This is a genomic window from Bradyrhizobium sp. AZCC 2262 (assembly GCF_036924535.1).
Lineage (GTDB): Bacteria > Pseudomonadota > Alphaproteobacteria > Rhizobiales > Xanthobacteraceae > Bradyrhizobium.
On sequence record NZ_JAZHRT010000001.1, the window covers coordinates 1442801 to 1466712 of the forward strand.

General features: G+C 63.3%; 25 protein-coding genes and 1 pseudogene. 14 read left to right on the forward strand and 12 right to left on the reverse strand.

Features of this window, described 5'->3' with window-relative positions; all coding sequences use genetic code 11:
* Positions 1 to 84 precede the first annotated feature (84 nt).
* Positions 85 to 1287 carry an FAD-dependent monooxygenase gene (locus V1283_RS06685; RefSeq protein ID WP_334385642.1) on the reverse strand — a complete coding sequence of 401 codons (1203 nt, stop codon included), beginning with the start codon at positions 1285 to 1287 and terminating at the stop codon, positions 85 to 87.
* 7 nt (positions 1288 to 1294) lie between these two features.
* On the reverse strand, positions 1295 to 1540 hold the full coding sequence (locus tag V1283_RS06690; RefSeq protein ID WP_025590194.1) for a zinc-finger domain-containing protein: 246 nt from the start codon (positions 1538 to 1540) through the stop codon (positions 1295 to 1297).
* Between the two features lie 251 nt (positions 1541 to 1791).
* On the opposite strand from V1283_RS06690, the gene V1283_RS06695 reads away from it, so the two are divergent.
* Both V1283_RS06695 and V1283_RS06700 read left to right on the forward strand, forming a co-directional pair.
* A complete protein-coding gene (locus tag V1283_RS06695) occupies positions 1792 to 2949 on the forward strand; it encodes a hypothetical protein (protein WP_334385643.1) in 1158 nt (385 codons plus the stop codon).
* A 54-nt stretch (positions 2950 to 3003) separates the two neighbouring features.
* Positions 3004 to 3756, forward strand: coding sequence for an alpha/beta fold hydrolase (locus V1283_RS06700; protein ID WP_334385644.1), 753 nt, complete (start codon positions 3004 to 3006; stop codon positions 3754 to 3756).
* 3 nt (positions 3757 to 3759) lie between these two features.
* Here V1283_RS06700 and V1283_RS06705 read toward each other — a convergent pair.
* A pseudogene (locus V1283_RS06705) lies at positions 3760 to 5031 on the reverse strand (hypothetical protein); the annotation flags it as partial.
* A gap of 297 nt (positions 5032 to 5328) precedes the next feature.
* On the opposite strand from V1283_RS06705, the gene cysE reads away from it, so the two are divergent.
* The gene (cysE, locus tag V1283_RS06710; protein WP_334385645.1) at positions 5329 to 6156 is read left to right on the forward strand and encodes a serine O-acetyltransferase; all 828 of its coding nucleotides are present in this window, start codon (positions 5329 to 5331) and stop codon (positions 6154 to 6156) included.
* Positions 6157 to 6263: 107 nt separating this feature from the next.
* Positions 6264 to 6482, forward strand: coding sequence for a DUF3126 family protein (locus tag V1283_RS06715; RefSeq protein ID WP_025590201.1), 219 nt, complete (start codon positions 6264 to 6266; stop codon positions 6480 to 6482).
* Positions 6483 to 6619: 137 nt separating this feature from the next.
* On the opposite strand, the gene V1283_RS06720 is transcribed toward V1283_RS06715, so the two are convergent.
* Positions 6620 to 7333 carry a hypothetical protein gene (locus V1283_RS06720; protein WP_442895705.1) on the reverse strand — a complete coding sequence of 238 codons (714 nt, stop codon included), beginning with the start codon at positions 7331 to 7333 and terminating at the stop codon, positions 6620 to 6622.
* A 222-nt stretch (positions 7334 to 7555) separates the two neighbouring features.
* On the opposite strand from V1283_RS06720, the gene V1283_RS06725 reads away from it, so the two are divergent.
* Together V1283_RS06725 and V1283_RS06730 are read left to right on the forward strand one after the other, a co-directional pair.
* A complete protein-coding gene (locus tag V1283_RS06725) occupies positions 7556 to 7885 on the forward strand; it encodes a DUF6949 family protein (protein ID WP_334385646.1) in 330 nt (109 codons plus the stop codon).
* A 72-nt stretch (positions 7886 to 7957) separates the two neighbouring features.
* Positions 7958 to 8488 (forward strand): gamma carbonic anhydrase family protein, encoded by a 531-nt coding sequence (locus tag V1283_RS06730; protein ID WP_334385647.1) that lies wholly within the window; start codon positions 7958 to 7960, stop codon positions 8486 to 8488.
* Between the two features lie 23 nt (positions 8489 to 8511).
* Here V1283_RS06730 and V1283_RS06735 read toward each other — a convergent pair whose 3' ends face one another.
* Both V1283_RS06735 and V1283_RS06740 read right to left on the reverse strand, forming a co-directional pair.
* Positions 8512 to 8679: a hypothetical protein gene (locus tag V1283_RS06735; RefSeq protein WP_334385648.1), complete on the reverse strand. Its 168-nt coding sequence runs from the start codon at positions 8677 to 8679 to the stop codon at positions 8512 to 8514.
* The gene (locus tag V1283_RS06740; protein ID WP_334385649.1) at positions 8676 to 8897 is read right to left on the reverse strand and encodes a hypothetical protein; all 222 of its coding nucleotides are present in this window, start codon (positions 8895 to 8897) and stop codon (positions 8676 to 8678) included. The genes V1283_RS06735 and V1283_RS06740 overlap by 4 nt, the downstream gene beginning before the upstream one ends.
* Positions 8898 to 9008: 111 nt before the next feature.
* On the opposite strand from V1283_RS06740, the gene V1283_RS06745 reads away from it, so the two are divergent.
* From V1283_RS06745 to V1283_RS06755, 3 genes are all read left to right on the forward strand, one after another.
* The gene (locus V1283_RS06745) at positions 9009 to 9455 is read left to right on the forward strand and encodes a hypothetical protein (RefSeq protein WP_334385650.1); all 447 of its coding nucleotides are present in this window, start codon (positions 9009 to 9011) and stop codon (positions 9453 to 9455) included.
* A gap of 141 nt (positions 9456 to 9596) precedes the next feature.
* Positions 9597 to 10139: a hypothetical protein gene (locus tag V1283_RS06750; RefSeq protein WP_334385651.1), complete on the forward strand. Its 543-nt coding sequence runs from the start codon at positions 9597 to 9599 to the stop codon at positions 10137 to 10139.
* Positions 10140 to 10245: 106 nt separating this feature from the next.
* Positions 10246 to 10380 carry a hypothetical protein gene (locus tag V1283_RS06755; protein ID WP_334385652.1) on the forward strand — a complete coding sequence of 45 codons (135 nt, stop codon included), beginning with the start codon at positions 10246 to 10248 and terminating at the stop codon, positions 10378 to 10380.
* 89 nt (positions 10381 to 10469) lie between these two features.
* On the opposite strand, the gene V1283_RS06760 is transcribed toward V1283_RS06755, so the two are convergent.
* From V1283_RS06760 to V1283_RS06780, 5 genes are all read right to left on the reverse strand, one after another.
* Positions 10470 to 11357: a dienelactone hydrolase family protein gene (locus tag V1283_RS06760; protein WP_442895706.1), complete on the reverse strand. Its 888-nt coding sequence runs from the start codon at positions 11355 to 11357 to the stop codon at positions 10470 to 10472.
* A gap of 512 nt (positions 11358 to 11869) precedes the next feature.
* Complete coding sequence (locus tag V1283_RS06765) at positions 11870 to 12376, reverse strand: hypothetical protein (protein WP_334385653.1); 507 nt, start codon at positions 12374 to 12376, stop codon at positions 11870 to 11872.
* A gap of 137 nt (positions 12377 to 12513) precedes the next feature.
* Positions 12514 to 13401, reverse strand: coding sequence for an alpha/beta hydrolase (locus tag V1283_RS06770; protein ID WP_334385654.1), 888 nt, complete (start codon positions 13399 to 13401; stop codon positions 12514 to 12516).
* Between the two features lie 171 nt (positions 13402 to 13572).
* Positions 13573 to 14289 (reverse strand): hypothetical protein, encoded by a 717-nt coding sequence (locus V1283_RS06775; RefSeq protein WP_334385655.1) that lies wholly within the window; start codon positions 14287 to 14289, stop codon positions 13573 to 13575.
* Between the two features lie 401 nt (positions 14290 to 14690).
* On the reverse strand, positions 14691 to 15320 hold the full coding sequence (locus V1283_RS06780; RefSeq protein ID WP_334385656.1) for a transglutaminase-like cysteine peptidase: 630 nt from the start codon (positions 15318 to 15320) through the stop codon (positions 14691 to 14693).
* 140 nt (positions 15321 to 15460) lie between these two features.
* On the opposite strand from V1283_RS06780, the gene V1283_RS06785 reads away from it, so the two are divergent.
* Positions 15461 to 15616: a hypothetical protein gene (locus V1283_RS06785; protein ID WP_334385657.1), complete on the forward strand. Its 156-nt coding sequence runs from the start codon at positions 15461 to 15463 to the stop codon at positions 15614 to 15616.
* 35 nt (positions 15617 to 15651) lie between these two features.
* Here the strand turns inward: V1283_RS06785 and V1283_RS06790 are convergent, their stop codons facing one another.
* Positions 15652 to 16269 (reverse strand): PilZ domain-containing protein, encoded by a 618-nt coding sequence (locus V1283_RS06790; RefSeq protein WP_108516750.1) that lies wholly within the window; start codon positions 16267 to 16269, stop codon positions 15652 to 15654.
* A gap of 327 nt (positions 16270 to 16596) precedes the next feature.
* On the opposite strand from V1283_RS06790, the gene V1283_RS06795 reads away from it, so the two are divergent.
* The 4 genes from V1283_RS06795 (at position 16597) to V1283_RS06810 (ending at position 23839) form a co-directional block, all read left to right on the forward strand.
* A complete protein-coding gene (locus tag V1283_RS06795) occupies positions 16597 to 17370 on the forward strand; it encodes an enoyl-CoA hydratase-related protein (protein ID WP_334385658.1) in 774 nt (257 codons plus the stop codon).
* A gap of 17 nt (positions 17371 to 17387) precedes the next feature.
* Entirely contained in the window at positions 17388 to 19124 is a 1737-nt protein-coding gene (poxB, locus tag V1283_RS06800) for a ubiquinone-dependent pyruvate dehydrogenase (RefSeq protein ID WP_334385659.1), read from the forward strand.
* A gap of 318 nt (positions 19125 to 19442) precedes the next feature.
* Positions 19443 to 20696: an efflux RND transporter periplasmic adaptor subunit gene (locus tag V1283_RS06805; RefSeq protein WP_442895707.1), complete on the forward strand. Its 1254-nt coding sequence runs from the start codon at positions 19443 to 19445 to the stop codon at positions 20694 to 20696.
* Positions 20693 to 23839, forward strand: a complete 3147-nt coding sequence (locus V1283_RS06810; RefSeq protein ID WP_334385660.1) for an efflux RND transporter permease subunit — start codon at positions 20693 to 20695, stop codon at positions 23837 to 23839. The genes V1283_RS06805 and V1283_RS06810 overlap by 4 nt, the downstream gene beginning before the upstream one ends.
* The last annotated feature ends 73 nt before the right edge of the window (positions 23840 to 23912 follow it).

Here is a 23912-nt window from a genome sequence, read left to right on the forward strand (position 1 = left end):
AGCGCAGCGAAATCCGGGACCACCCACGCCGCTTTCAACAGCCCCGGATTTCGCTTCGCTGCATCTGCCTACGGCATTCCTCGCTCACACCCGCCAGTCATAAATCCAGTCCTGCCGCGCCAGCATGCGCTCGGGGCCCATCGCCTTGATGGCAAGGTCGCGCGCCAGCGCCAGCGGTCCGGTGAGATGATAGATGCGCCCCTGCTGCCGGGCGGCGCGCTGCACGCGCAGCACGCGGCCGCGCCGCTGCCGGCCATAGCGTTTCAGGGTTGCCGGCATGCCCGCGATATTATCGCCCGGACTTTCGCTTAAGGCTTTGGCGAGCACGGCGGCGTCCTCGATCGCCATTCCCGCGCCCTGTGCGGCAAACGGCAGCATTGCATGCGCGGCGTCGCCGAGCAGTGCGATCGCGCCATCCGTCCATTCGCCGATGTCGGGCAGCGTGAACAACGCCCATCGTCGCCACCCGTCGACGGCGCCGAGCAGCATCCGCGCGGTCGCGGGCCAGCGCCGCGAGGCGAACGCGTTCTTCAGTTCATTGGCGTCGCCCGGCGCGCTCCAGCCCGGCCTGTTCCAGGTTCCCGGCACGATCGCCACGACGTTGATCTGCCGTGCCGCCGAGATCGGGTAGGCGACCAGATGCGCGTCCGGTCCCATCCAGAGCTGCACCCGCGGCGCGGTATATTCGCGCGGCAGCGTCGTCGCATCGAGGGTTCCGCGCCAGGCGATCAGGCCGGAAAATTGCGGTTGCACCTCGGGAAATAAATGGTTCCGCACCGCCGACCAGATGCCGTCGGCACCGACCAGCGCCACCGCCAGCTCCTGCTGCCGCGCGTTGCCGCGGCGCTGGACCACGGTCAGCCCCTTGGCGTGCGAGGTCACGTCCTCGAACTGGCAGCCGAGTCTGAGGTCGATGTCCGGATGGTCGTTGACCTCCGCCTGCAGGGCGCCTTGCAGATCGGCGCGGTGCATCACCCAATAGGGCGCGCCGGCACGAAGGCTGGCGGCTTCGCCGAGCGGCAGGCGCGCGATCTCGCCGCCCGCCCGCGCGCTCATGATGGTGATGGCCTCGGGCGTCACGGCGCGCGGCGCAAGCCGCGACCGCAGGCCGAGGTCGACCAGGATCCGGCTGGCGTTGGGCGAGAGCTGCAGGCCGGCGCCGGCTTCCTCCAGCCGCTCGGCCTTCTCAAGAATGATGACGCGAAAGCCTTTTGCGGCGAGCGAAAGCGCTGCCGTCAGTCCCCCGATCCCGGCACCAGCAACGATGATGGTGCGCGCGGCAGCCACCGAAAGCTCAGGCGACCTTGTCCTTCAGGACGCATTCGGGCGGGCGGGCCTCACCTGCGGCGAGGTCGGCGGCAAAGCGGTACAGCGTGGAGCAATACGGGCAGATGATCTCGTTGTCGTTGCCGAGGTCGAGAAACACGTGCGGATGGTCGAACGGCGGGTTGGCGCCCACGCACATGAATTCCTGCGAGCCGATCTCGATCACCGAGACTCCGGCGTCGTTATGAAAATGCGGGACGACATGGTCGGACATCAGCTTCACCTTGGATAGCAACGACGGGCGGACGCAATCAACACGACACGGCAATTTCGAAATGCCGCGCACCATAATGGGGGGTGCCGATGATTCCTAGACCCGAATCCTGAAGGTCCCCGCCGCACATTTGCTCATGCAAATTCGACACAATCTTGTCGTGGGAGAAAAGCCCTTCTTTCGTCGGGGCAGTTGTGTCTTAAAAACGGCATACCATCTTGAGAAAGACGAAAACATTGGGCTTTTTTTGGATGAGGCGGTTACGGCTCGGATCAGCTCTGGCAGGGGCATTGGGGTGCATGGCGCTCAGCGTGGCGGTGTGCGCGGCGCTGTGGCCGCATGCGCGCGAGGCCACAGCCATTCTGGCGGCGCAGGACGACCCCGCGGCGCTGTCCGATATCCACATCAATTCCGCCCTGCGGAGCAATCGGGCGCTGATCGCTGACCATATCGAGGCGGCACTAGCGGAGGAAGATTCCGAGCTCGCCAACAGCTTCGTCGAGCTCGCCCGCGACAAGGGCATTGCCGTCAGCGACGAATTGTCGAAACGGGTCAGCGAGGCCGTTACCGAAGCGGGTACGGCGTCGCATTTTGCCAAACGCTTTGCCACCGGTCTGGTGACGGGCAATGCCGACGACGTCGCGAGCCTGTCGGGCACGGTCGCCGGCGATCTTTTCGTGTTCGGCGACATCAGGGACGTGGTGCGCGAGGGCAAGCATCTGGCGACGGGCGAGGAGGCGGACCGGCTGGTGCTGGGTCTTGCGACGGTGGGGCTTGCGGTGACCGCTGCGACCTATGCATCCGTCGGCGGTGTCGGACCGGTGCGTGCCGGTCTTTCCATGGTGAAGGATGCCCGCAAGGTCGGGCGGCTCGGCGAGGGGCTGACGCAATGGGCCGGCCGCTCGGTGCGCGAGGTGGTCGATGCGCCGGTGCTGCAGCAGGCGGTCGCGAAGGGTTTGGTGCTGCGGCCGGGTGAGACCGTTAGCGCGATCAAGGCGGCGTTCCGCGCCGAGAAGGCCGGCGCACTGGTGCGGCTGGCGAAGGACGTCGGACGCGTCGGCGAAAAGGCCGGCACACGTGGGGCGCTCGATACGCTGCGCATCGCGCAAGGACCGAAGGACATCACGCGTGCCGCACGGCTTGCCGAATCCAAGGGCGGCCAGACCCGCGCGATTCTGAAGGTGCTTGGCCGCGGCGCGCTGCTGCTGGCTGCCGGCGCCTTCAATCTGACGATGTGGGCGTTCGGTGCGCTATTGGCGCTGTTCGGTTTTCTGTCGTCGATCAAGGCGACCACCGAGCGGGCCACCGAAGCGTGGCTGCGTCGCAAGAAGGCGCGGCGATTAAGACGGCAGGCCGCGGCAGGCTTGCCGTCAGGTCCGGCTCTGGCGGGCGCTGTCGCGCAGGGCTAGACTTGCAGTCATTGCAAGGTCGTCCATTCCGATCCCCAAAACATGGAACTGATGATGCCGAGTTTTCACAACGGCGCTGTCGAAATTGCCTATCTCGACGAAGGCGAGGGTGATCCGATCGTTCTCGTGCACGGCTTTGCCTCCAGCAAGAACGTCAACTGGGTCTACCCGACCTGGGTTTCCGACCTGAGGAAAGACGGTCGTCGCGTCATCGCGCTCGACAATCGCGGCCACGGCGATTCCGAAAAGCTCTACGATTCCGCAGATTACGAAATTGCGATCATGGCGAGTGATGTCATCGCGCTGCTGGATCATTTGGGAATCGAGCGCGCTGACATCATGGGCTATTCCCTGGGGTCGCGCATGACGGCGATCCTGGCGCGCGAGCAGCCGCAGCGGTTGCGCTCGGCGATCCTCGGCGGCATCGGCATCGGGCTGATCGAGGGCGGCGGCCCCAGCGAGAACGTGGCGATCGCGCTGGAAGCGCCCTCGCTGGAGGACGTCACCGATCCGGTCGGGCGGACATTTCGCGCCTTCGCCGATCAGACCCGCTCCGACCGCCGCGCGCTTGCCGCCTGCCTGCGCGGTTCGCGACGGCTGATGACATCGGAGGAGGCCGCCGGCATCGGCGTGCCGGTCCTGATCGCGGTAGGCACCAAAGACGAAATCGCGGGCTCAGCCGCGGCGCTCGGGAAAATCATTCCGGGCGCCGAGGTGCTCGACATTCTGAACCGCGATCACATGCGCGCCGTCGGCGACAAGGTCTACAAGGTCGGCGTCACCGACTTCCTGTCGCGCCGGCAATGAGCGATCGCGCGCGTCACCGGCGAGCTGTCGGATCGCCGCAATCAGCACCACCGTGGTCGCAAGCCAGGCCATGCGCGCACCGTAACGATCGTGCGGACCGGATATCACGGCGCAGATGAAGGCGTTGCCGAGTACGGCGAACGAGACCGTGCCGGCGAGCAAGGTGAGATCGTCGAACGGCCGGCGCAGTATGCCGTGGCCGAACAGGATGACGGCGAGCAGCATCGACGCCAATGCAACGGGAATGTGAATCCTGTTGATCGCGGTGAAGTCGAAGTGCCAGCGCTGCTGCTGCGCCGCGCGCATCGGCTTCATTTGTGCGGGAAGAAAGCGCTCCATGATACCGTAGGTGTGGCCGAGCCAGACATTGACGCCTTCGCCGGTGGCGACCTGGACCAGTTGCTGCGCCGTCCCCGTCAGCGCCGCCTTGGCCTGCCAGCCCGGATATTCGGCCAGCGAGTGCAGCACGATAAAGCCCATTTCGTCGTTCATTCCCTGAAAGCGGCCGAGCGTGTTGAACATGCTGTTGCCCCACAGGAACTGGTCGGCGGTGGCGGGAAGCCGGTCGCGGTAGGGGCAGAGCTTGAAGTTCTGCTTCGGGCAATGATCGCGCAGATACTGCGTGACGATGCCATCCTGCAACATCCGTCCGAAGGCAACGCCGTAACCGCCGGGCGTCCACGCCAGTTTTCCGGACAATGCGAAATTGGTCGACAGCAATAACGCAGCTCCCGCGACGATGGTGAGGCTGCCCTGTGCCAGTCCGGAAGCGGAAATCCGGCCGCGCAGAAAGGGACGCCCGATCCAGCCGAGGCAGCACAATCCGAGCAGCACTGCGAGCGTCGCGCTGTGCGTCGCCGCGGCGAAAGCGGTGAGGCCGAACAACAGGCATTTTTCCGGGATCGAAGTCCGCTCGCCATGCACAACCAGGATGAAGAGCGAAAGTATCGACAGGCCGGCGAAAATGTCGGTCAGCAGCGTGCTGGCGAGCCACGGCTGCGAGGTGGTCAGGACCAGCACGAGGCTCATGGCCAGCAGCCGCAACGGCTGGGGCTGGCCTAGCACGCGCAGCGTCAACTGCAGGATCCACAACGTCGCCAGCGCGTTGATCCCGAGGTTGATCCAGAAGCTCGAATCCTCGCCGAAATGGAGATAGAGGCCAAACGTCGTCGAGCGGCTCGGCACCAAATAGCCTTCGTACCACCGCGCCAGATAGCCGCCGGTGTCCCACTGGAGCAGGGGATAGCCATTCCATAGGGCGGGGGCCAGCAACATCAATGGGATGGCGATGGCGGCGATCCATGCCGCCCGAGCGTTGGCCGGGCTGCGCGCGCGTAAAATCTGCGTGGTGATGTGGCTTCCCCCACTTCAGGCCAGCATGCCGGGAATGGCGGGCCGGCCGAAATTCACCAATAGTCGGACGCTCTCCGGCTTGATTTCCGTAAAATCCGGACCACCTTGATTTGACCCGATGGCACTCGGCGGCGGTTTATGGCCAGCGCCTGCCCGGGACAGAAGTCCGCCCGCCGTGCTATAATATCAACCAAACAAGCGAATTTGCGAGAGAAACCCATGGCAGTGCATCAGGTCAATCCGCAGGGTTCAAAACTGGCCGCACTCGATCCGATCTGGGACCGGGTGCGAACCGAGGCGGAGGACATCGTCCGCCGCGAGCCCGAACTGGCTTCCTTCATCTATTCGACCGTGCTGCATCACGAGCGCCTTGAAGATTCGGTGATCCATCGTATCGCCGAGCGGCTCGATCATTCGGCGCTGTCGGGCGATTTGATCCGCCAGACCTTTGACGAGGCGCTGCGCGACGAGGCTGATCTCGGCAACGCGTTCCGCGCCGACCTGGTCGCCGTCTACGACCGCGATCCCGCAACATCGCGCTTCATCGATCCCTTGCTCTACTTCAAGGGATTTCACGCGCTGCAGACCCATCGGCTGGCGCACTGGCTCTATCAAAAGGGCCGCAAGGATTTCGCTTATTATCTGCAAAGCCGCTCGTCGGCGGTGTTTCAGACCGACATCAATCCCGCCGCCAAAATCGGCCGCGGCATCTTCCTCGACCACGCGACCGGCTTCGTCTGCGGCGAGACCGCCGTGATCGACGACGATGTTTCGATCCTGCACGGCGTCACGCTGGGCGGCACCGGCAAGGAGAACGAGGACCGTCATCCGAAGATCAGGCGCGGCGTGCTGATCGGGGCGGGCGCGAAAATTCTCGGCAATATCGAGATCGGCCATTGCGCGCGCATCGCGGCCGGCTCGGTGGTGGTGAAGCCGGTGCCTCACAACGTCACGGTGGCCGGCGTCCCCGCAAAGATTGTCGGTGAGGCCGGCTGTGCGGAGCCGTCGCGCACCATGGATCAGATGCTCGGCGCGATCGGGCTTTGATTTTCCACACTTTCTGGCGGCCGTATTTGTGAAGTTACGGCTGGTAGTCTGCGCCGTCTCGTCCTAAAAACCTCCCGGAAATTCAAAGAATCCGATTGGAGACCGCCGTGGACGTTCAGGAAGTCAGGAAGCTCGACGCCTATCTCAAGCGCGTATTCGGCAATCCCAAGATCCGTGTCGTGCCACGGCCGAAAAAGGACGACTCCGCCGAAGTGTATATCGGCGAGGAGTTCATCGGCGTGCTGTTCGTCGATGACGAGGACGACGATCGCTCGTTCCAGTTTCAGATGGCGATCCTCGAGGAAGATCTGGCCGACGTCGGGTGAGGCGCGTGCTCGACGCCGTAGGGTGGGCAAAGCGTAGCGTGCCCACCAATCTATCTTCTGTACTGTGAACCATTGTGGTGGGCACGGCGCAAACGCGCCTTTGCCCACCTTACGAATCCGATGCTACGAGCAGTTCGCTAGCCTTTCGGCCCCTGCATCTGCGCCGTCAAGCGGTCCATCGCATTCGCAACGTCGCGCCATTGCGACAGCCAGCTCCGCGGAAAGCGGAACGTCAGGTCGGCACCGTCGACGCGGCGCTCGCTCAGGCACATGCCGGGCGTCTGACCGTCTCGCGAGCAGCGCGCGTTCAGGCTCGGCGTCGTCGCGGAGAACAGGTCCTCGTTGGCGTAGGGCGAGCCGTTGCGAAAAGTATGCATCGTCAATCCGTCTTCCACCGGCGTTGAGGCCTGCTCGAGGTAGCGCGGATAAATCGTGCGGACCCGCGCATCCGGCGCCAGCGTGTCGTGGTGGGCCGATATCGACAGGAATATCCGGTCGATCGGCTGTACCTTTTCTTCGATCGTATCGGCGCTGACATGCTTCGGCGCATCCGGCGGTTCCAGCGAGGGGAAGACGAAATTGAGATCGACCCGCTCCTGCGGCCCGGAGTGGCGCTGGATCTTCCGGCGGATCGCCGCTGTCGGTACGTTGAAGAGCGTGGCGCCGACGCTGACCGGCAACCGGTCGGGGGCGCTGGCGGGGCGCGCCACCCAAGTCGGCCACAGCAAATAGGCGACCAGCGCAACGGCGCACACGGTGATGGTTACCGCGACCATGATCAGCATCATGTGCGAGCGCGGGTCCCTGCGGGTGTCGCGGGCAATGTGCTGGGCTGTCGAAAGCAAGGTCATGAACGAAGCATCGGTCGAGGAAGAGCCAGGCGAATCATCCCGGGAATATGCCATGGGGAGCGTGATTTCCTCATGATTTCGCGGGAGTTCCGGCCTCCTTAGCCATGCGCAAACGCCGTCCCGGCGGCCCGTTGTTAACCTTTCCTTAAGGATGCTGTGGCGGCGGCCGGACAATTTTGCGAAAGCAGGGCGCGCGGTTTTTCGGAGTAGGGGAAGTTTGTCATGTCGCCCGATGCGTTGAATTCCCTGTTCTCCCTGTGCATTGGCTTCGCGCTCGCGGGCGCGCTCACTAGCGGCTATCAGGCGATGGCGGCGCGGCCGGCGGGTTTCGGGCTGCTTGGGGAAGGCGTGGCGCCGAAGACGTTTGCGGCCGTGCCGTTTCTGGTTTTCGCCGCACCCTTCATCATCATGCGCAACACGCTGCGCGGCGCGAAGATCGAGCGCCGCCGCTTCGAATTCGTGATGATGGCGACCGTGCTTTCAGGCTTTTGGAGCTTGATGTCCGGCACGTTTTTCCTGATGACGCTGCGTGCCACCGGAGTGCTGGCCTGAAGCTTTAGGCCTGTTCGCTTGATCCCGCGCCAGCGGCTGTGCCAAGGTCTCCGTTAACGGAGACCTTTTGCTATGGCGATCTACGAACTCGACGAACAGGGGCCTGAACTCCCTGCAGACGGAAACTATTTCATCGCGGATACCGCCGTCGTGATCGGCAAGGTGCGCCTCTTGAATTCCGCCAGCGTGTGGTTCGGCGCGGTGCTGCGCGGCGACAATGAGTGGATCGAGATCGGCGAAGGCTCCAACGTGCAGGACAATTCCACCTGCCATACCGATCCTGGCTTTCCGCTCACGATCGGCAGCAACTGCACGGTCGGCCACAATGTGATCCTGCACGGTTGCACGCTTGAAGACGACGCGCTCGTCGGAATGGGTTCAATCGTCATGAATGGCGCGCGGATACGCCGCGGCAGCGTCGTCGGCGCAGGTTCGATCATTACCGAAGGCAAGGAGTATCCCGAATATTCCCTGATCATCGGCTCGCCCGCGCGCGTGATCCGGACGTTGACGCCAGAGCAGTCGACGGCGATGGGGCGTGCCGCGAAGTCCTACGTGCGGAACGGGCCGCGATTCAAAAATGGATTGAAGAAGATCGGTTGACGACCGCCGATGTGCGATCGAGGCTAGGTATCTTCGCTTTCGTTCGCCTCGCGGGCGCCGGCTATTTTTTCATGGCCGGCGGCCCACAGTGAATGCTGCTCGCTGCCGTCCTGATATGGATTGGCCTCCACCGGAATATTTTGGCGTGCGGCGCGCTCGCCTTGCTCGAAAGGGTCGGGGTCGGAGTTCATGCTGGCGCCTTTCCGGTTTTCGATTTCTTCGGCACCGCGGCCTTCGATAGTCCTGCACTTTTTCGCAGCGCATCCTTGAGGTCGATGGGAATGCCGTGCTTCTTGAGCAGGTCAGCAAAGGCTTCGTCGGCCAATTCCTGAAACGTCCCCATCCGGTCGCGTGCAAGCTGGGTCAGCTTGTCGAGCGTGTCATCGTCGAAGGCGATCAATTTGCGCAAGCGCGATCACTCCGTGCGTCGAGCGGATGTGAATCAATGATCTGGCGGGGGAATCGTTCCGGCAGGAACAAGGGCTGGGGCGCTGTCGTTGCTTCGAAAAGGAGATTTGCGATGAAGATAGCTTCAGCAACCGCTGCAGTCGCGGCGATCGCAATCCTGATATCGCCTGTCGCGTCATTTGGCCAAAGCGTAGGCGGCTCATCTGCCGGTAGCAGCAGCGGCAGCGCTGCCGGCTCACCGAGCGCGGGCGCGGCCGGAGCGGGCGCGCAAGGTGTCACCGGCGTATCGCCAAGTCCTGGCAGTCCGCCCGCCAGTCCGGGCGGATTGAACAATGCCGGCGCAGATCCAAGCGGCGCGGCGAACTCGTCCAGGCTAGCGCCGCCGCCTGCGCCGGGTACCAACGCCGCCGGCACGGCGCAATCGTCTGGCGGCGGCGTCAACACCGGCAGCGGCGTGACGACGGGCTCGGGAAGATCAGCAAAGGACGTCGACACCGAGATCACCGAAGAGAACAAGACGGTCGATCGCAAGATCAAGAGCATTTGTCGCGGCTGCTGATCTTCCAAATACAGTCGCGCAGAAGTGAGCAAAATTGCCCGGCCAACTCCGGGAACTCGTCCTAGAGTTGCTCCGGGAGTTGTCAGGATCCGACGCCGAAAAGCGTCGGGCGTTCAAACGCAAGATCACGGAGGATGGGTGATGTTACGCATGATGATGATCGCCTTGTTCGCATCCGCATCGGTCGCCATGCTGGCGCCGGACGCGGCTTCGGCCCGCGGTGGCTTTGGTGGTGGCGGTGGCGGTTTCCGCGGCGGTGGCGGCGGTTTTGGTGGTGGCTTCCACGGCGGCGGCTTCCGCGGCGGCGGAATTGGCATGGGCGGCGCGGGCTTCCGGGCGGCCGCGATCAGCGGCGGCGGTTTCCGTTCGGCCGCGATCGGGGGCGGTGGTTTCCGTGCGGCCGCTTTGCCGGCTGCGGGATTTCGCGGCGGCACGCTTGCCGTCAACCGTTTCCACGGTGGCTTCAACCACGGTTTCCGGCACCGGAGATTTCCGTTTGCTGTGACGGCAGTCGGACTAGGCCTGGGATACGGCTACTACAACGACTATTATGACTACGGCGATCCGTATTACGGAAGCTATGACGATTCCTACTACTACGGCGACAGCGGCTGCTACATCGTGCGGCGGAGCGTGCTGACGCCGTATGGCTGGCGCATTCGGCCCGTGCAGGTCTGCGGCTGATTCCATCCGGCCCGGATGAATAGCGTGGCCCCGGTGTTGTTACACCGGGGCCGTTATTGTTATTGTTCGCTGGCACGCCGGTTGCACCGCATGGGGGATGTTGAACATGCTCACAGCGCCCGCATTGACGTTGATGTTTTTGATTGTCGTGGTTGGTCTGGGTACGGCGTTCGTCTGGATGTTCTGGGAGATGGAGCAGCCGACGTCAAAGCCGCGTCGCAGCGGCGATCGCGGCGGATAGCCTCCCGACGGCATCGCGCGCCGTCACAAGTTGCGCGAGATGGCTGCCGTCATCGACGAGGGCTTCTGTCTCGCCCTCACAGTTCCCGGCTAGCTCAACACCCCGTACTTCCTGAACCAGGTCTGCATCTGGCTCCAGGCGTCCTCGGCCGCGTCCTTGCGGTAGCTAGGACGATAGTCGGCGTGGAAGCCGTGCGGGGCGCCGGGATAGATCTTGAACTCGGCAGTTTTCTTGTCTGCCGCCAGAGCCGCCTTGAAGGCTTCTACCGTAGCTATGGGAATGCCGGTGTCGGCCTCGCCATAGAGACCGATCACAGGCGCCTTCATCTCGCCCGCGAGCTGCGTCGGGCTCTTCGGCCAGAGCGGATTTGGCGGATCGACCGGCGGGCCGTAGAACGCGGCGCCGGCCTTGAGGGTGCTGCTGTGGGCGGCATATTCCCAGACCGTGCGTCCGCCGCGGCAGAAGCCGATGATGCCGAGCTTCGAAGCGTCGCCGCCCTCCGACTTGGCCCAGGCAACGGTGCTGTCGAGATCGGATAATAGCTCGGCGTCCGGTTTCGAATTCACGATCGGGAGTAGCTGCGGGATATCCGTGACCTTGGTCAGGTCGACGCCCTTGCGGAAATAGTAATCCGGTGCCACCGCGAACGCGCCGAGCTTGGCGAGGCGCCGCGTCACATCCTTGATGTATTCGTGCAGGCCGAAAATCTCCATCGCCACCAGCACCACCGGCGGGTTGCTGACGCCGGCCGGCCGCGCGAAATAGCCGGGCATCTCGCCGTCGGCAACCTTGATCCTGACGTCACCGGTGACCAAGCCGTTGGTGTCGGTCTTGATCACGTCGGCGCGCACCGGCCCGGCCGCAAGCGTGTAGCCCGCCGTCACGGCGGCCGATGCGGTCATGAAGCCGCGTCGCGAGAAGGGCGCGACCTTGGTCAGCCCGATGACATCAGAGGTTGGCAGGGGTTCGGCGCTCATGGCGGCCCTCCTTTTTTTGGAGGCGCATTCAGCTTGGAAACCGGCGCGAACGCAAATCACCTGCTTGCGAGATGTCGGCCGGTTGGGGGCGCATAGCTCAACGGGCCAGAAAGCTCGCCTATGTTTGGCGGAGGACGCGCGACCCAGAAATCGGGCACAAAAAACAAGGCCGTCGACGCAGTATACCGTCAACGACCTTGCCAGCCCCGGATATTGAAATCGGCTCACGCCATCCGGTGAACTTCAGGATGCCCGGGATTCTCACGGGGATGTGTGAACCAGTTCACAAAGGCGGAAAAAAGTTACGGCAAGGCGAGCCGCAACGGTGGAAAATATCCCGTCGCCCGCCCGCATGGTGCCAGTGCCCGATCGGGCCTGTCTCCCAAGATACCCGCAATGACGGTCCTTGTGAGGCGGCTGCACAGGCAAGCTGCTGATCAACGCGAGATTTCGGCCGGCCGCGCGTTAGCCCGCAGAGCGGGGCTCTATCGCCAAGCGCCATCCATACGGGATCAGCCGCGCGCCTTGGCGCGGCCGCGGCTCGCCGCCCTGTCCGAGCGGAGCTTTGCCTTGGCCGTCCGCTTGCGCGGCGCGGGAGCCGCGGAGGGTTCGGAGGCCTGCGCGCTGGCAAAGGACTGCCGCAAGCCGTCGATCGCTTCTGTCAGCGTCCCGACCTGCTCGGAAAGCTTCCGGGTGTCGCCCTGCTGCGCGGCGAGCAGGCGGCGCACGGTCTGCAGCTGATCCTGCACCACCTGCAACTGATCGATCGATTCCTGCTGCGTCGCTTCCAGGCCCTTGGTCTTCTCGACCAGCTGTTCGGACGCCTGCGCGGCGCGCGCCTGCAACTGACGGGTCGCGACCGCGCGCTCGGTCTCGGGCGCACTGCCGGTATAGGCACGCCAAACGGTGATAGAGGTTACGCCAAGCACAACAATGACGAGGGCCGCTGCGGCGATCGCAATCGGCTGTCCGCCGAAACGCGCGAAAGGGCTGCCACTCCGGGGGGCGAGTTCGATCATGCGACTCCAAATCCGGACGTGATTCGAAAGTTCCAAAATAGCACAGGCCAGACGACGGTAAAACCTGGGATTTGCCGGGAGGCCGGGCAAAAGGCCCGCAAGATCAGGGTTTTGGGCTGCAGGAATGGGCCCTGGGGCTAACGGAAATGCGCCCGGATGAACTCTCCGGCATATGCCAGCGTGCGCCTGCCGTCCTGGAGGCCAGCATTCCAGACCGGCCATGCATGGATCATGTGCGGCCAGATCTGCAGCGTCACATCGACATCGGCTGCGCCTGCGGCCTCGGCAAGCCGCGCCGCGTCCGCGAGCAACGTCTCGGCCGATCCGACCTGAATCAGGACCGGCGGAAAGCCTGTGAGATCGGCAAACAGCGGCGAGATCAGCGGATCGCGGCGATCGATGGATGGCGGCGCATAGGCATCCGCAAGTTCGTCGAGATAGGCTTTGTGAATCAGCGGATCGACGGCGTCCTTGGTCGCGAGCGTGCTGCCTGACATGGTGAGGTCGGTCCACGGCGAAATCAGCCAGGCGCAGGCCGGCAGCGGCTCTCCCGCCGCGCGCAGCCGGTTGATCAGCCCGAGCGTCAGGTTGCCGCCGGCGCTGTCGCCGCCGACCGCGATATCAGTCGCTGCAATGCCTTGCTCGCGCAGGAAGCGCCACGCGGTGAGCGCGTCTTCATGGGTGGCGGGGTAGGGATGTTCAGGAGCAAGCCGATAGTCGATCGCAAGCGTGCGTGTGCGTGCCGCGCGCCCGGCTTCCGTCACCAGGCGGCGGTGGCTCACAATCGAGCCGGAGCAATATCCGCCGCCGTGGAAATACAGCAGCACACGCGAAGGCTCGCTGCCGGGAACGATCGACCACTCGCCGGCAACGCCGTCGCAATCGACGGCCTCGCATGTCACATCGGACGCCACCGACCAGGTCGATCCGACCTCATTGATGCGTTGCCGCCGCTCCGACCAGCCAACCGGCCGCGGCTTCGAGCCCAGCAATGTGCGGATGGCGTCGATCTCGCTGTGCGCCAAGGTGCGTTCTCCTGGTGGAGGCGGGTCATCATCGCACACTGCTCGTGCGATGCAAAAGTAGGCCGCCAGAAGTCGCCTGCCGAAATGGCCTTCCAAACGGCGGAGCTCAGAACGTGCTCTGAGGAAAGCTGGTGGTGGATAGCTTTTGCATCCGGCCGCCGCTCCGTTCGACTAGGTTTGGCGATCGTTCGCCAGCCAGGTGAAGGCTGCCAAAATCCCTGGCAGTTGCAGGTCATGCCGAAGCTTGCCCGATGCCGGCAGGAAGCGATGGTCCACCGCGACGCCGACCCGGCGCAGTGCCTCGACATAGGCGGTTTGGACCGACGCCGACACACGCTGGTCATGCGGGTCGGTCAGCACGATGATCTTTTCCAGGGGATGGCGCGCCACCTCGGCGACATGGTCGATTGGGTCGAGGAAATCGGTGTGGCCGGTGATGTCGGCCGTCCAGCCGTTCTCGCGGTTTCGCTGCGCAACGGCTGTATTTCCCGAGGAGATCACCGCGCAACCGATATCGGCGCGGCGCGCGATCAGCGCGGCCACGAGATGGCCACCGCCCGATTGGCCGACGAGATTGAGACGACGCCAGCCGAAATGCGCCTTGAGCCGAGTGAGCGCCATATCGACCAGCGCGATTTCGCGCGGCCGTCGCCGGTCGAGATGGTGACCTGTGGAACCCAGGATACCGGGGCGCGCCAGGTGGACGTAGGGACGAACGAAGCTGGCGCTCAGCTGTTCGGCCAGCGCCTGCACGTCGTAGGCCGTCGTTTTAACGTACCACTCGTTGGCCACGACCTCATTATCGCGTTTCTCCACGGCATCACCGCGCAGAAAGATCAGCGGGTCGGCCGGTGCACCTTCGGGTGCGGCGCCATAGAAGGCGAGCACGTCAGGCCTCCCGTCGACCTCGACGCGCACTCTTCCCGGACCGTCGCCATCGGATGACGAAGGTTCAACACCCTGAACCACTTCGGTACCGGAGAAGGGGGTGGTCGGCAGGTCTGCAAGGATTGGAAATCTGATCACCCGGCAATTAGCGATCAAAATCCGCCTCGCGGTCAAGTCGCTCCGGAAAAATTGACAGAGCGCTCGAGGAGTCCTTGCGGCGCTACACCTGGCAAATGCGTCGCTGAAAAGCCCTCACGCAGGCGGGAGGCTGGCATGCTCGAGCAAGATCCCAAAAAAGGTGCGGCCAGGCTTTGGGGGAAGCCTGGCCGCGCGCGAACCGGTCTGGGACGGGGAGGGGTGGGGATGTGACCGGGTCGCGGGTTCGTAAAATCCTTTGTTCGTTATCGATCGCGTGACGAGGCGGTGGCGACCGCAGGGCGGCTGTCACCGAGCGAGACCCACACGTTCGGGTCGCTCTGCGACTGACGCTTGACGAAGCGGTAGCCGGTCTCGGTCCAGGCCAGGACGTTTTCGTTCTGGTTGTCGAGAACGAACTCGCCCTTGTCGGTCTTCACCGTCAGCACCGCGTGGCCTTCGCCCTTCTTGTCGCGCACCACCGTGATCAGCAGCGCTTCGCGCGGCCATCCGGCGTCGATAAGCATCTTGCGCTTCAGAAGCACATAGTCCTCGCAGTCACCGTATCCGTCCGTCGGCAACGACCATTTCTCGATCACACCCCAATGATCCATGTCGGTGATCGGCTTGATGGTCTCGTTGACCCACTTGTTGACTCGCACCAAATCCCGCCACGCCGTCTGCGACATCACGATGTCGCGCGGCTGTGATGTGCCGCCACGGCATTCGCTCGCGTTCTCGTCGCAAAATTCGACCCAGCCGATCGGCGAACGCGCGGTCTCGCCAAGGCTGGCATAGAGAGCCTCGCCGGCTTTCGCCGAGACGCCCATTGAAGCGTTTATCCCTACCAGGACGGCGATGATCGCCAGTCCCTTCCCCTGTCCCCGAAACAACATTGCGGCCCCCGTTTCTTGTTGGGACCATGTTTCGCACAAAGGATTTGCGCCGCCGCTAAGTCAGGCAAGTACATTTGACGTGAATACAAGTAAAAGCTGCGGCTAATTCGATCTATACTTGAATCGAATTCGACTAAAAGTTGAAACAACTGCAATTGATTCAAATTTTAAGCATTAACGCGCGCGGCGCTGCGCCAGCGGCGGATCAGCGCGCGAAAGCCCGCCGCGTTAACCGTGTTTTGCAGGTTCCGGACGCGGCAAAGGCGGTATCCGTGGGTGCGGATACCGCCTTTTGAGGCTGAAAAGTCAGGGATTTTTGTCGGCCGGTGCTTTACCGCGCGGTAACCGCTTCTTCGAGCGCCTCGCCGACCTGCTCGTGGACGAACTCAAGCGCGAAGCCTTCTTCGAGGTTCCGCACCACGCGGGACTGCACCTTGCCCAGCATGACCAGCGATTTCAGGGGGGGGCGGTTTTCCGCGGCGATGGCGGCGCCCGACAGCGAGAGGTCGATGATGCGGCAGGTCATCTTGCTGCCGTCCTCGAGCGTCAGCAGGGCAATCGGGTTGCGCGGAATGATGCGGTCGTGGCGGCGGTCTTCCGGCAAATTGAGGATATCGCGGTTGGCCAGCCAGGTGAGCTGGGCGGCCAGCTTGTCGCGCTTGCGCGCGGTGGCGCCGACCGTCATGGCAAAGCCGTTGTCGATGATGCGGGTGATTTTGCCCTCGACCCGGCCGATATGGTCGAGATAGGCGATCACGCGGTCGCCGACATTGCCGATGCCGGGTGCCAGCAGGGCCAGTCCGCCCGGGGACATGTTAATAATCTGGCAAGGAAATTCGCGGCGATCCGGCAGCATGTAGCGGCCGAGCAGGTGGACTTTGACACGCTGAAAGCGCCGCCGCTCCTCGGCGGACGGAACAGTGGTTGTTTTCTTTTGCGCAAACGACATCTTCGCCACCAGACAGCCGGTCCTTCGGCGTCAGGAAGACCCTAAGGCGGACAGGGTTAACGATGTGTTATCGGCGGCTGCGTGAATCGCTCAAGATTTCGGCACTGACAATTTGGCGCGGCCGGCGCACACGGGACGTCGTTGTTCGCAGAAAATACCGACCTCGAACGTAACTCACGTCCAATCAGCCAAGTATCTCGGGGAACGCCGATTTCGGTCAAGTCTGCGAGAGGCGATTGTTCTTCGCTGCGTTCTTTCGATACCATTGGGATTACTGTCGAGCCCAGCCGGGCCGGCCAAAAAATAACTGCGAACGGAGGTTACGAAATGCCGGGCGTGAAGCGGGAACGCGACGACAGTGTCGGCGTGCTGACACTGGATGAGCCTGTGACCCTGAATGCGATGACGCCCGATCTGCTGGGTGATCTCGCGACAGCCATCGGCGAGATCAACGATGATCCGCGGGTGAGGGCACTCGTGCTGACGGGCGCCGGCCGTGGCTTCTGCTCGGGCCAGAACCTCAAGGCCGCGCAAATCCTGGGCGACGACATCGCCGCCGGCGTGATGAAGTACTACTGGCCGACGTTCAAGGCGTTGCGGGAGTGCCGCGTGCCTGTCGTGGTGGCGGTCAACGGCGTGGCGGCGGGTGGCGGGTTCAGCCTCGCGATGGCGGGCGACATGATCGTGGCCGCGCGTTCGGCGCGCTTCATTCAGGTGTTCAGCCGCATCGCGCTGGTCCCCGATCTCGGTTCGACCTGGCTGCTGCCGCGTCTCGTCGGCCGGCAGCGCGCGCTCGAACTGATGATGACAAATGAGCCGCTCTCGGCCGATCAGGCCAAGGAATGGGGGCTGGTCCGCGAAGTCTTTGACGATGCCGCGCTTCGTGACGGTGCGCTTTCGCTGGCGCGCAAACTCGCAAGCGGGCCGACGCGCGCCCTGGTCGCGACGCGCCGGCTGATCGACGAGAGCGAACACGCCAGCTATGCCGATCAGTTCCGCCGCGAGATCGAAACGCAGGCGGAGATCCGCCTCAGCGCCGATGCGTTGGAAGGACGCAGCGCCTTCCTCGAGAAACGCGCGGCGGTGTTCACCGGACGCTGAGAAAGGATCGGGCCATCATGCGGATCGACAATGTTGCGGACCTCATCGCGGAGACGCTGGCCCAGGCCGGCGTCAAGCGCATCTTCGGCGTGGTGGGCGATAGCCTGAACGGTCTCACCGACGCGCTGCGCAAACGAAAGGCGATCGACTGGATTCACGTCCGGCATGAGGAGGTCGCGGCCTTTGCCGCCGCGGGCGAAGCGCAGGTCACGGGCGAACTTGCGGTGTGTGCGGGATCGTGCGGTCCCGGCAATCTGCATCTCATCAACGGCCTGTTCGATGCGCATCGCAGCCGCACGCCGGTGCTCGCCATCGCCGCGCAGATTCCGTCTGCTGAAATCGGCGGCGGCTACTTTCAGGAGACGCATCCGCAGGACTTGTTCCGGGAATGCAGCCACTATTGCGAACTGGTTTCCGATCCGGCGCAATTGCCTTACGTCCTGGAGAACGCCATTCGCGCGGCCGTGGGGCGGCGCGGCGTCGCCGTCATCGCCATCCCCGGCGACGTCGCGTTGCGGTCCGCGCCGAAGCGCGGCATCTCTCCGAATGCCGGGCTGCTGCCGGCGGCGCCAATCGTTCGGCCGGCCGAAGGCGAACTGGAGGCGCTGGCCAAACTCCTCGACGGCGCCAAGCGCGTCACGCTGTTCTGCGGCCGCGGCTGTGCCGGCGCGCATGACGATCTGATGCGACTTGCCGAGGCGCTGCAGAGCCCGATCGTGCATGCGCTCGGCGGCAAGGAGCATGTCGAGTTCGACAACCCTTACGACGTCGGCATGACCGGGTTCATCGGCTTCTCGTCCGGCTATGCCGCGATGCACGCATGCGACGTATTACTGATGCTCGGCACTGATTTTCCCTACAAGCAGTTCCTGCCGACGGACGCGAAGATCGCGCAGGTCGACATCCGCCCGGAAAATCTCGGCCGCCGCTGCAAGCTCGACCTCGGCATCGTCGGCGACGTCGGCGCCACGATCGGCGCGCTGCTGCCGAAGCTGAAGGCGAAGACGGAGCGCAGGCATCTCGACGACAGCCTGGCTCACTACAAGAAAGCCCGCGCCGGGCTCGACGAGCTCGCGCAAGGCACGCCCGGACAGAAGCCGATCCACCCGCAATATCTGGCGCGCCTCCTGAGCGAGCAGGTGTCTGACGACGCGGTATTTACGGCCGACGTCGGCACGCCGACGATCTGGGCGGCGCGCTATCTCGTCATGAACGGCCGCCGGCGCCTGATCGGCTCCTTTGTCCACGGCTCGATGGCCAACGCCATGGCGCACGCCATCGGCGCCCAGGCCGCGCAGAAGGGGCGGCAGGTGGTGTCGATGTCGGGCGATGGCGGGTTTGCCATGCTGATGGGCGACCTGATCACGCTGACGCAGATGAAGCTGCCGGTGAAGGTCGTGATCTTCAACAACGGCGTGCTGGGTTTCGTTGCCATGGAGATGAAGGCCTCCGGCTTCATCGAAACCGGCGTCGATCTGAAGAATCCCGATTTCGCCGCGATGGCGCGGGCCATGGGCATTCATGCGGTGCGGGTGGAGGATCCGGGCGAACTCCCGAACGCGATCCGCGACGTGCTGGCCCATGACGGCCCGGCCGTCCTCGATGTCGTCACCGCGACGCAGGAATTGTCGATGCCACCGACGATCACGGCAGAGCAGATCAAGGGCTTTAGCCTCTGGGTGCTTCGCGCCGTGATGAGCGGCCGCGGCGACGAGGTGATCGATGTGGCCAAGACCAATTTGCTGTCGCGCTAGGCCGTGTACCGGGGTGCAACCTTTAATCGACTGGATGGTTGTTCAGTGGGCTAAACAGTAAGGCTCTATATCCAAATGGCTCAAACAGTTTCTGTTTGGAATTTGGGGTCTTCTGCTGATCGCGCCTATCCTCGAAAAATGGTCGGCCGCGAGCCTTGGTTTAGGGTATGTTCTTTGTCGTCAGCCTAGGAACGGTTCCGCTCTATCGCGGCAGCGCGTGAGGGAAAGGCCCGTCGTCGACGTCTTGCCACGGTCCTGCTATGGTTGTGATTGCGTTCTACCGCCACGACAGCAGAAAAGTGGAAGGCGCACACGAACATGCACCTTGATAAGGCAGTGAGCGGCACGCTGGTAAGCGCCGTCATGCTGGGGGCCATCGGTTTCGGAATGATCGCAAGCGCCGACGCCCAGGTCGCGCCAGCAGGACCTCCGGCCGTCGGCGTGATGGAAGCGGTCAAGCGGCCCGTGATCCAATCCAGCGAGTTTCTGGGGCGTATCGAAGCGACCAATCGCGTCAGCGTTGTCGCGCGCGTCACGGCCTTTCTGGAGCAACGCCATTTTGTGGAAGGCGCCGAGATCAAGACCGGCGATCTGCTCTACAAGCTCGAGCGCGGTCCCTTTGAGGCCGACCTCAAGTCGAAGCAGGCGCAGGTCGCGCAGCTCCAGGCAACTTTGGTCAACGCCAAGCTGACAACCGAGCGGGCGAGGACGCTGCTGGGCGGACCAGCCGGCCAACAATCCACCTATGACGCTGCAGTCGCCAACCAGCAGAGCCTGGAAGCGCAAGTGCAGGCGGCGCAGGCGCAGGTCGACCTATCGCAGATCAACCTCGATTACACCGAAATTCGCTCGCCGATCGACGGCATGATTGGACGCACGGCAGTCACTGAAGGCAACGTGGTCAGCCCGAGCTCTGGCGTGCTCACTACCATCGTCAGTCAGGACCCCATGTATGTCACGTTTCCGGTGTCGGTCCGCGAAGCGCTTGATCTGCGCGAACGCTACGCCCCACGGGGCGGCTTCAACGCAGTCGTCATTCGCCTTCGGCTAACGGACGGCCGTCTGTATGATCAGGTGGGCAAGCTCAATTTTGTCAATAACACGATTGCGCAGAGCACCGACACGATCACGCTGCGGGGGACGATTCCCAATCCGCCCTTGCCGCATCTGTCGGGCGGCCGCCTGACCGTGCGCGAGCTTACCGACGGTGAGTTCGTCACTGTGCTGCTCGAAGGCGTACAGCCGGTCGATGTAGTGGCGATCCCGCGCTCAGCGGTGCTCTCGGATCAGCAAGGTGAGTATGTTTTTGTCCTCGGCGCCGACAACAAAGCCGAGCAGCAGCGAATTCAGCTTGGGCAATCAACACCGACGATTGCATCCGTGACAAGTGGGCTTTCGCCTGGCGAAAAGGTGATCGTCGAGGGCTTGCAGCGGGTGCAGCCCGGCCGGCCGGTGGCGCCGGGACCCGCGAGCGCGCTGCTGCAATCGAGCATGAACGCGAGCGTGGATAGTGGCAGCAGCCAGAAAAGCGGCGGCGGGATCGGGCCGAAACCGACGGGCACAGGTCCATGATTTCGTCGGTCTTCGTAGATCGCCCACGCCTGGCCATTGTGATCGCGTTTGTCATCACAATCGCGGGTGCGCTTGCGCTTTTGCAGATTCCGGTGGCACAGTTCCCGGATATCGTACCGCCGCAGGTCACTGTCAGCGCCAACTTTCCGGGCGCGTCCGCCGAGGTGGTGGAATCGAGCGTCGCCCAACCACTCGAGGCCCAGATCGTCGGCGTCGACAAGATGCTCTACATGAAGTCGACCAGTGGCAATGACGGCAGCTATACCCTGACTGTCTCGTTCGCGCTCGGTACCGATCCCGACATCAATACTGTGAATGTCAATAACCGCGTGCAGAGCGCTCTCGCGCAACTGCCGACCGAAGTGCAGGCGCAAGGTCTGACGGTACAGAAGCGATCCTCGGCGGTGCTGCAGTTTATCGTGCTATACAGCAAGAATGGCGAGCAGGATCCACTGTTCATCACCAACTACGCCATTATCAACGTTCTCGATGCGATTTCTCGCACGCCTGGCGTCGGCCAGGCGACGCTGTTCGCCAAGCTGAACTACTCTATGCGCATCTGGTTCGATACGCAGCGCCTTACCAGCCTTAATCTGGCGCCGTCGGACGTGATCGCGGCGATCCGCGCACAGAGCGTGCAGGCACCGGTCGGCCGCATCGGGGCCCGCCCAATCAGCGACGAGCAGCAGTTCCAATTCAACGTGCAGACGCAAGGTCGATTGACCACCTCGACGCAGTTTGGCGATATCTTGCTGCGCGCCAATCCGGACGGCTCGGTATTGCGGATCAAGGACGTCGCCCGCGTCGAGATCGGCGCGCAAAATATGGACAGCGAGTCTCGGATCGACGGGCAGGCCGGCGTACCCATGGGCATCTATCTCGCCCCTGGCGCAAATGCGGTGACGACGGCGAGAGCCGTGCAGGCTACGCTCGCCAGATTGTCGGAGCGGTTTCCGCCCGGATTGTCCTACCTCGTGCAATATGACTCGACGACCTTTGTCACGGATACCATCAAGGAAGTGCTGAAGACGCTCGGCGAAGCCTTCCTGCTCGTCGTTGTCGTGGTTTTCGTGTTCCTCGGCAATTTACGCGCGACCGTAATTCCGGCGGTCGCGGTTCCTGTCAGCTTGATCGGCGCCTTCGCTGTCCTCCTGGCGCTCGGCTATTCGGCCAACACGGTCTCCCTGCTCGCGATGGTGCTCGCTATCGGCATTGTGGTTGATGATGCGATCGTCGTCGTCGAGAATGTCGAACGCGTGATGGAGGAGGAGCCGGATCTTTCGCCCGCCGAGGCGACGAAAAAGGCGATGTCACAGATCACCGCGCCGATCATAGCGATCACGCTGGTGCTGTTGTCGGTGTTCGTGCCGATCGCGTTCATCCCGGGAATCTCGGGAACGTTGTTTCGTCAATTCGCGGTCACGATCAGCGCGGCGATGGTTATCTCGGCGCTGAACGCGCTGACGTTGTCGCCGGCGCTCTGTGCGGTGTTCCTGCGTCACAGCGGGCCGCGGCGCGGCATCATGGCAAGCGTTCTCGGCGGAATCGATTGGGTTCGCGATCGATATGCCGGCATCGTGCGCCACCTGCTGCGCATGGCGCTGTTGTCGCTTGTCGCGGTGCTGGCGTTCGCGGGCGGAATTTTCGGCGTGTCGCGCATCACGCCGACCGGGTTCTTGCCCGAGGAGGACCAGGGCGCGTTCTTCATTGCAGTGCAGCTGCCCGACGCTGCATCGGTCGCGCGTACCAGTGAAGTGACCAAGCAGGTCGAGACGTTACTCAAGCAGATTCCCGCAATCGAACACGTGCTCTCGATCATCGGCTTTTCGCTGCTCGATGGCGGCAACCAGCCGAATTCGGCGTTCATCGTCGCGCGAATGAAGCCATTCGCGGATCGCAAGGCAGCCGCGGATTCGGTGCAGGCGACTATCCAGCGGACGTCCAACGCGGGCGCGCAAATCCGCCAGGCCAACATTCTGCCATTCAATCTGCCGCCGATTATCGGTCTATCGACCTCAGGCGGGTTCGAATATCAACTCGAGGCGCTCGAGGGACAGGATCCTGCGGCCGTCGGCAGCGTGGTGAGTGGCTTGATCAGCGTGGCAAACCGGGATCCGCGGCTGACGCGCGTTTTCTCGACCTTCACCGCGACCAATCCTTCGATCTATCTTGATATCGACCGTGCAAAGGCCCAGGCCCTTGGCCTCAACATGAGTGACGTGTTCACCGCGTTGCAGGCAACCCTCGGCGGGTTCTATGTCAACAACTTCAACCTGTTCGGCCGTACCTGGCAGGTTAATGTGCAGGGCGAAGCGGCCAATCGCGGTGACATTTCAGACATCTGGCAAATCTACGTTCGCAACAGCACCGGCGAAATGGTGCCAGTTCGCTCCATCGCGAACATCAGGATTGTGACCGGGCCGCAGGTGATCACGCGTTACAATAACTACCGCTCGGTCACCATCAATGGCGGACCTGCGGCCGGTGTTTCCTCGGGCACAGCGATCGCGGCGATGGAGGAAATCTCCAAGTCCACATTACCGGCGGGCTATTCCTTCGAATGGACCGGGACCGCCTATCAGGAGCAGGCGGCATCGGGCCAAACTGGCATCATCCTCGGACTAGCCGTGCTGTTCGCATATCTCTTCCTGGTGGCGCTCTACGAGAGCTGGACCATCCCTGTCCCCGTCTTGCTGGCCGTCGTGGTGGGTGTTCTCGGCTCCTATGCGGCGATCAAGATCTCCGGGCTGAATCTCGACCTCTACGGCCAGATCGGGCTCGTCGTGTTGATCGCGCTCGCTGCGAAGAACGGAATCCTGATCGTGGAATTCGCAAAGGAACAGCGTGAAGCCGGTCGATCGGTGGAAGATGCGGCGGTGCTGGGATCGCAAATGCGGTTCCGAGCCGTGATGATGACCTCGATAGCCTTTATTCTCGGCCTGGTCCCGCTGGTTGTCGCAACTGGAGCAGCCGAAACTAGCCGCCGCGCGGTCGGCACCGCGGTATTCGGCGGGATGCTTGCGGCAAGCTCGATCGGCATTTTCCTGGTGCCGTTGCTGTACGTGACCTTTCAGCGATGGCGGGAGACGGCGAAGCATCGCTTTGGCAAATCCGGCCAGACACCGCATCCCCCGGCGGTTTGATAAACACTGAAACTCGTCTCTTTCGCCCCGTCGCGCACCAAAGCTCCGCGGCCCAGCTTAATGTGGGCGGTCT

Coding starts and splice junctions, on each gene's coding strand:
- V1283_RS06690 (WP_025590194.1), bottom strand. CDS start 1,540: ATGTCCGACCATGTCGTCCCGCATTTTCATAACGACGCCGGAGTCTCG.
- V1283_RS06695 (WP_334385643.1), top strand. CDS start 1,792: ATGAGGCGGTTACGGCTCGGATCAGCTCTGGCAGGGGCATTGGGGTGC.
- V1283_RS06700 (WP_334385644.1), top strand. CDS start 3,004: ATGCCGAGTTTTCACAACGGCGCTGTCGAAATTGCCTATCTCGACGAA.
- cysE (WP_334385645.1), top strand. CDS start 5,329: ATGGCAGTGCATCAGGTCAATCCGCAGGGTTCAAAACTGGCCGCACTC.
- V1283_RS06720 (WP_442895705.1), bottom strand. CDS start 7,333: ATGACCTTGCTTTCGACAGCCCAGCACATTGCCCGCGACACCCGCAGG.
- V1283_RS06725 (WP_334385646.1), top strand. CDS start 7,556: ATGTCGCCCGATGCGTTGAATTCCCTGTTCTCCCTGTGCATTGGCTTC.
- V1283_RS06730 (WP_334385647.1), top strand. CDS start 7,958: ATGGCGATCTACGAACTCGACGAACAGGGGCCTGAACTCCCTGCAGAC.
- V1283_RS06735 (WP_334385648.1), bottom strand. CDS start 8,679: ATGAACTCCGACCCCGACCCTTTCGAGCAAGGCGAGCGCGCCGCACGC.
- V1283_RS06745 (WP_334385650.1), top strand. CDS start 9,009: ATGAAGATAGCTTCAGCAACCGCTGCAGTCGCGGCGATCGCAATCCTG.
- V1283_RS06750 (WP_334385651.1), top strand. CDS start 9,597: ATGTTACGCATGATGATGATCGCCTTGTTCGCATCCGCATCGGTCGCC.
- V1283_RS06755 (WP_334385652.1), top strand. CDS start 10,246: ATGCTCACAGCGCCCGCATTGACGTTGATGTTTTTGATTGTCGTGGTT.
- V1283_RS06760 (WP_442895706.1), bottom strand. CDS start 11,357: ATGAGCGCCGAACCCCTGCCAACCTCTGATGTCATCGGGCTGACCAAG.
- V1283_RS06765 (WP_334385653.1), bottom strand. CDS start 12,376: ATGATCGAACTCGCCCCCCGGAGTGGCAGCCCTTTCGCGCGTTTCGGC.
- V1283_RS06780 (WP_334385656.1), bottom strand. CDS start 15,320: ATGTTGTTTCGGGGACAGGGGAAGGGACTGGCGATCATCGCCGTCCTG.
- V1283_RS06790 (WP_108516750.1), bottom strand. CDS start 16,269: ATGTCGTTTGCGCAAAAGAAAACAACCACTGTTCCGTCCGCCGAGGAG.
- V1283_RS06795 (WP_334385658.1), top strand. CDS start 16,597: ATGCCGGGCGTGAAGCGGGAACGCGACGACAGTGTCGGCGTGCTGACA.
- poxB (WP_334385659.1), top strand. CDS start 17,388: ATGCGGATCGACAATGTTGCGGACCTCATCGCGGAGACGCTGGCCCAG.
- V1283_RS06805 (WP_442895707.1), top strand. CDS start 19,443: ATGCACCTTGATAAGGCAGTGAGCGGCACGCTGGTAAGCGCCGTCATG.
- V1283_RS06810 (WP_334385660.1), top strand. CDS start 20,693: ATGATTTCGTCGGTCTTCGTAGATCGCCCACGCCTGGCCATTGTGATC.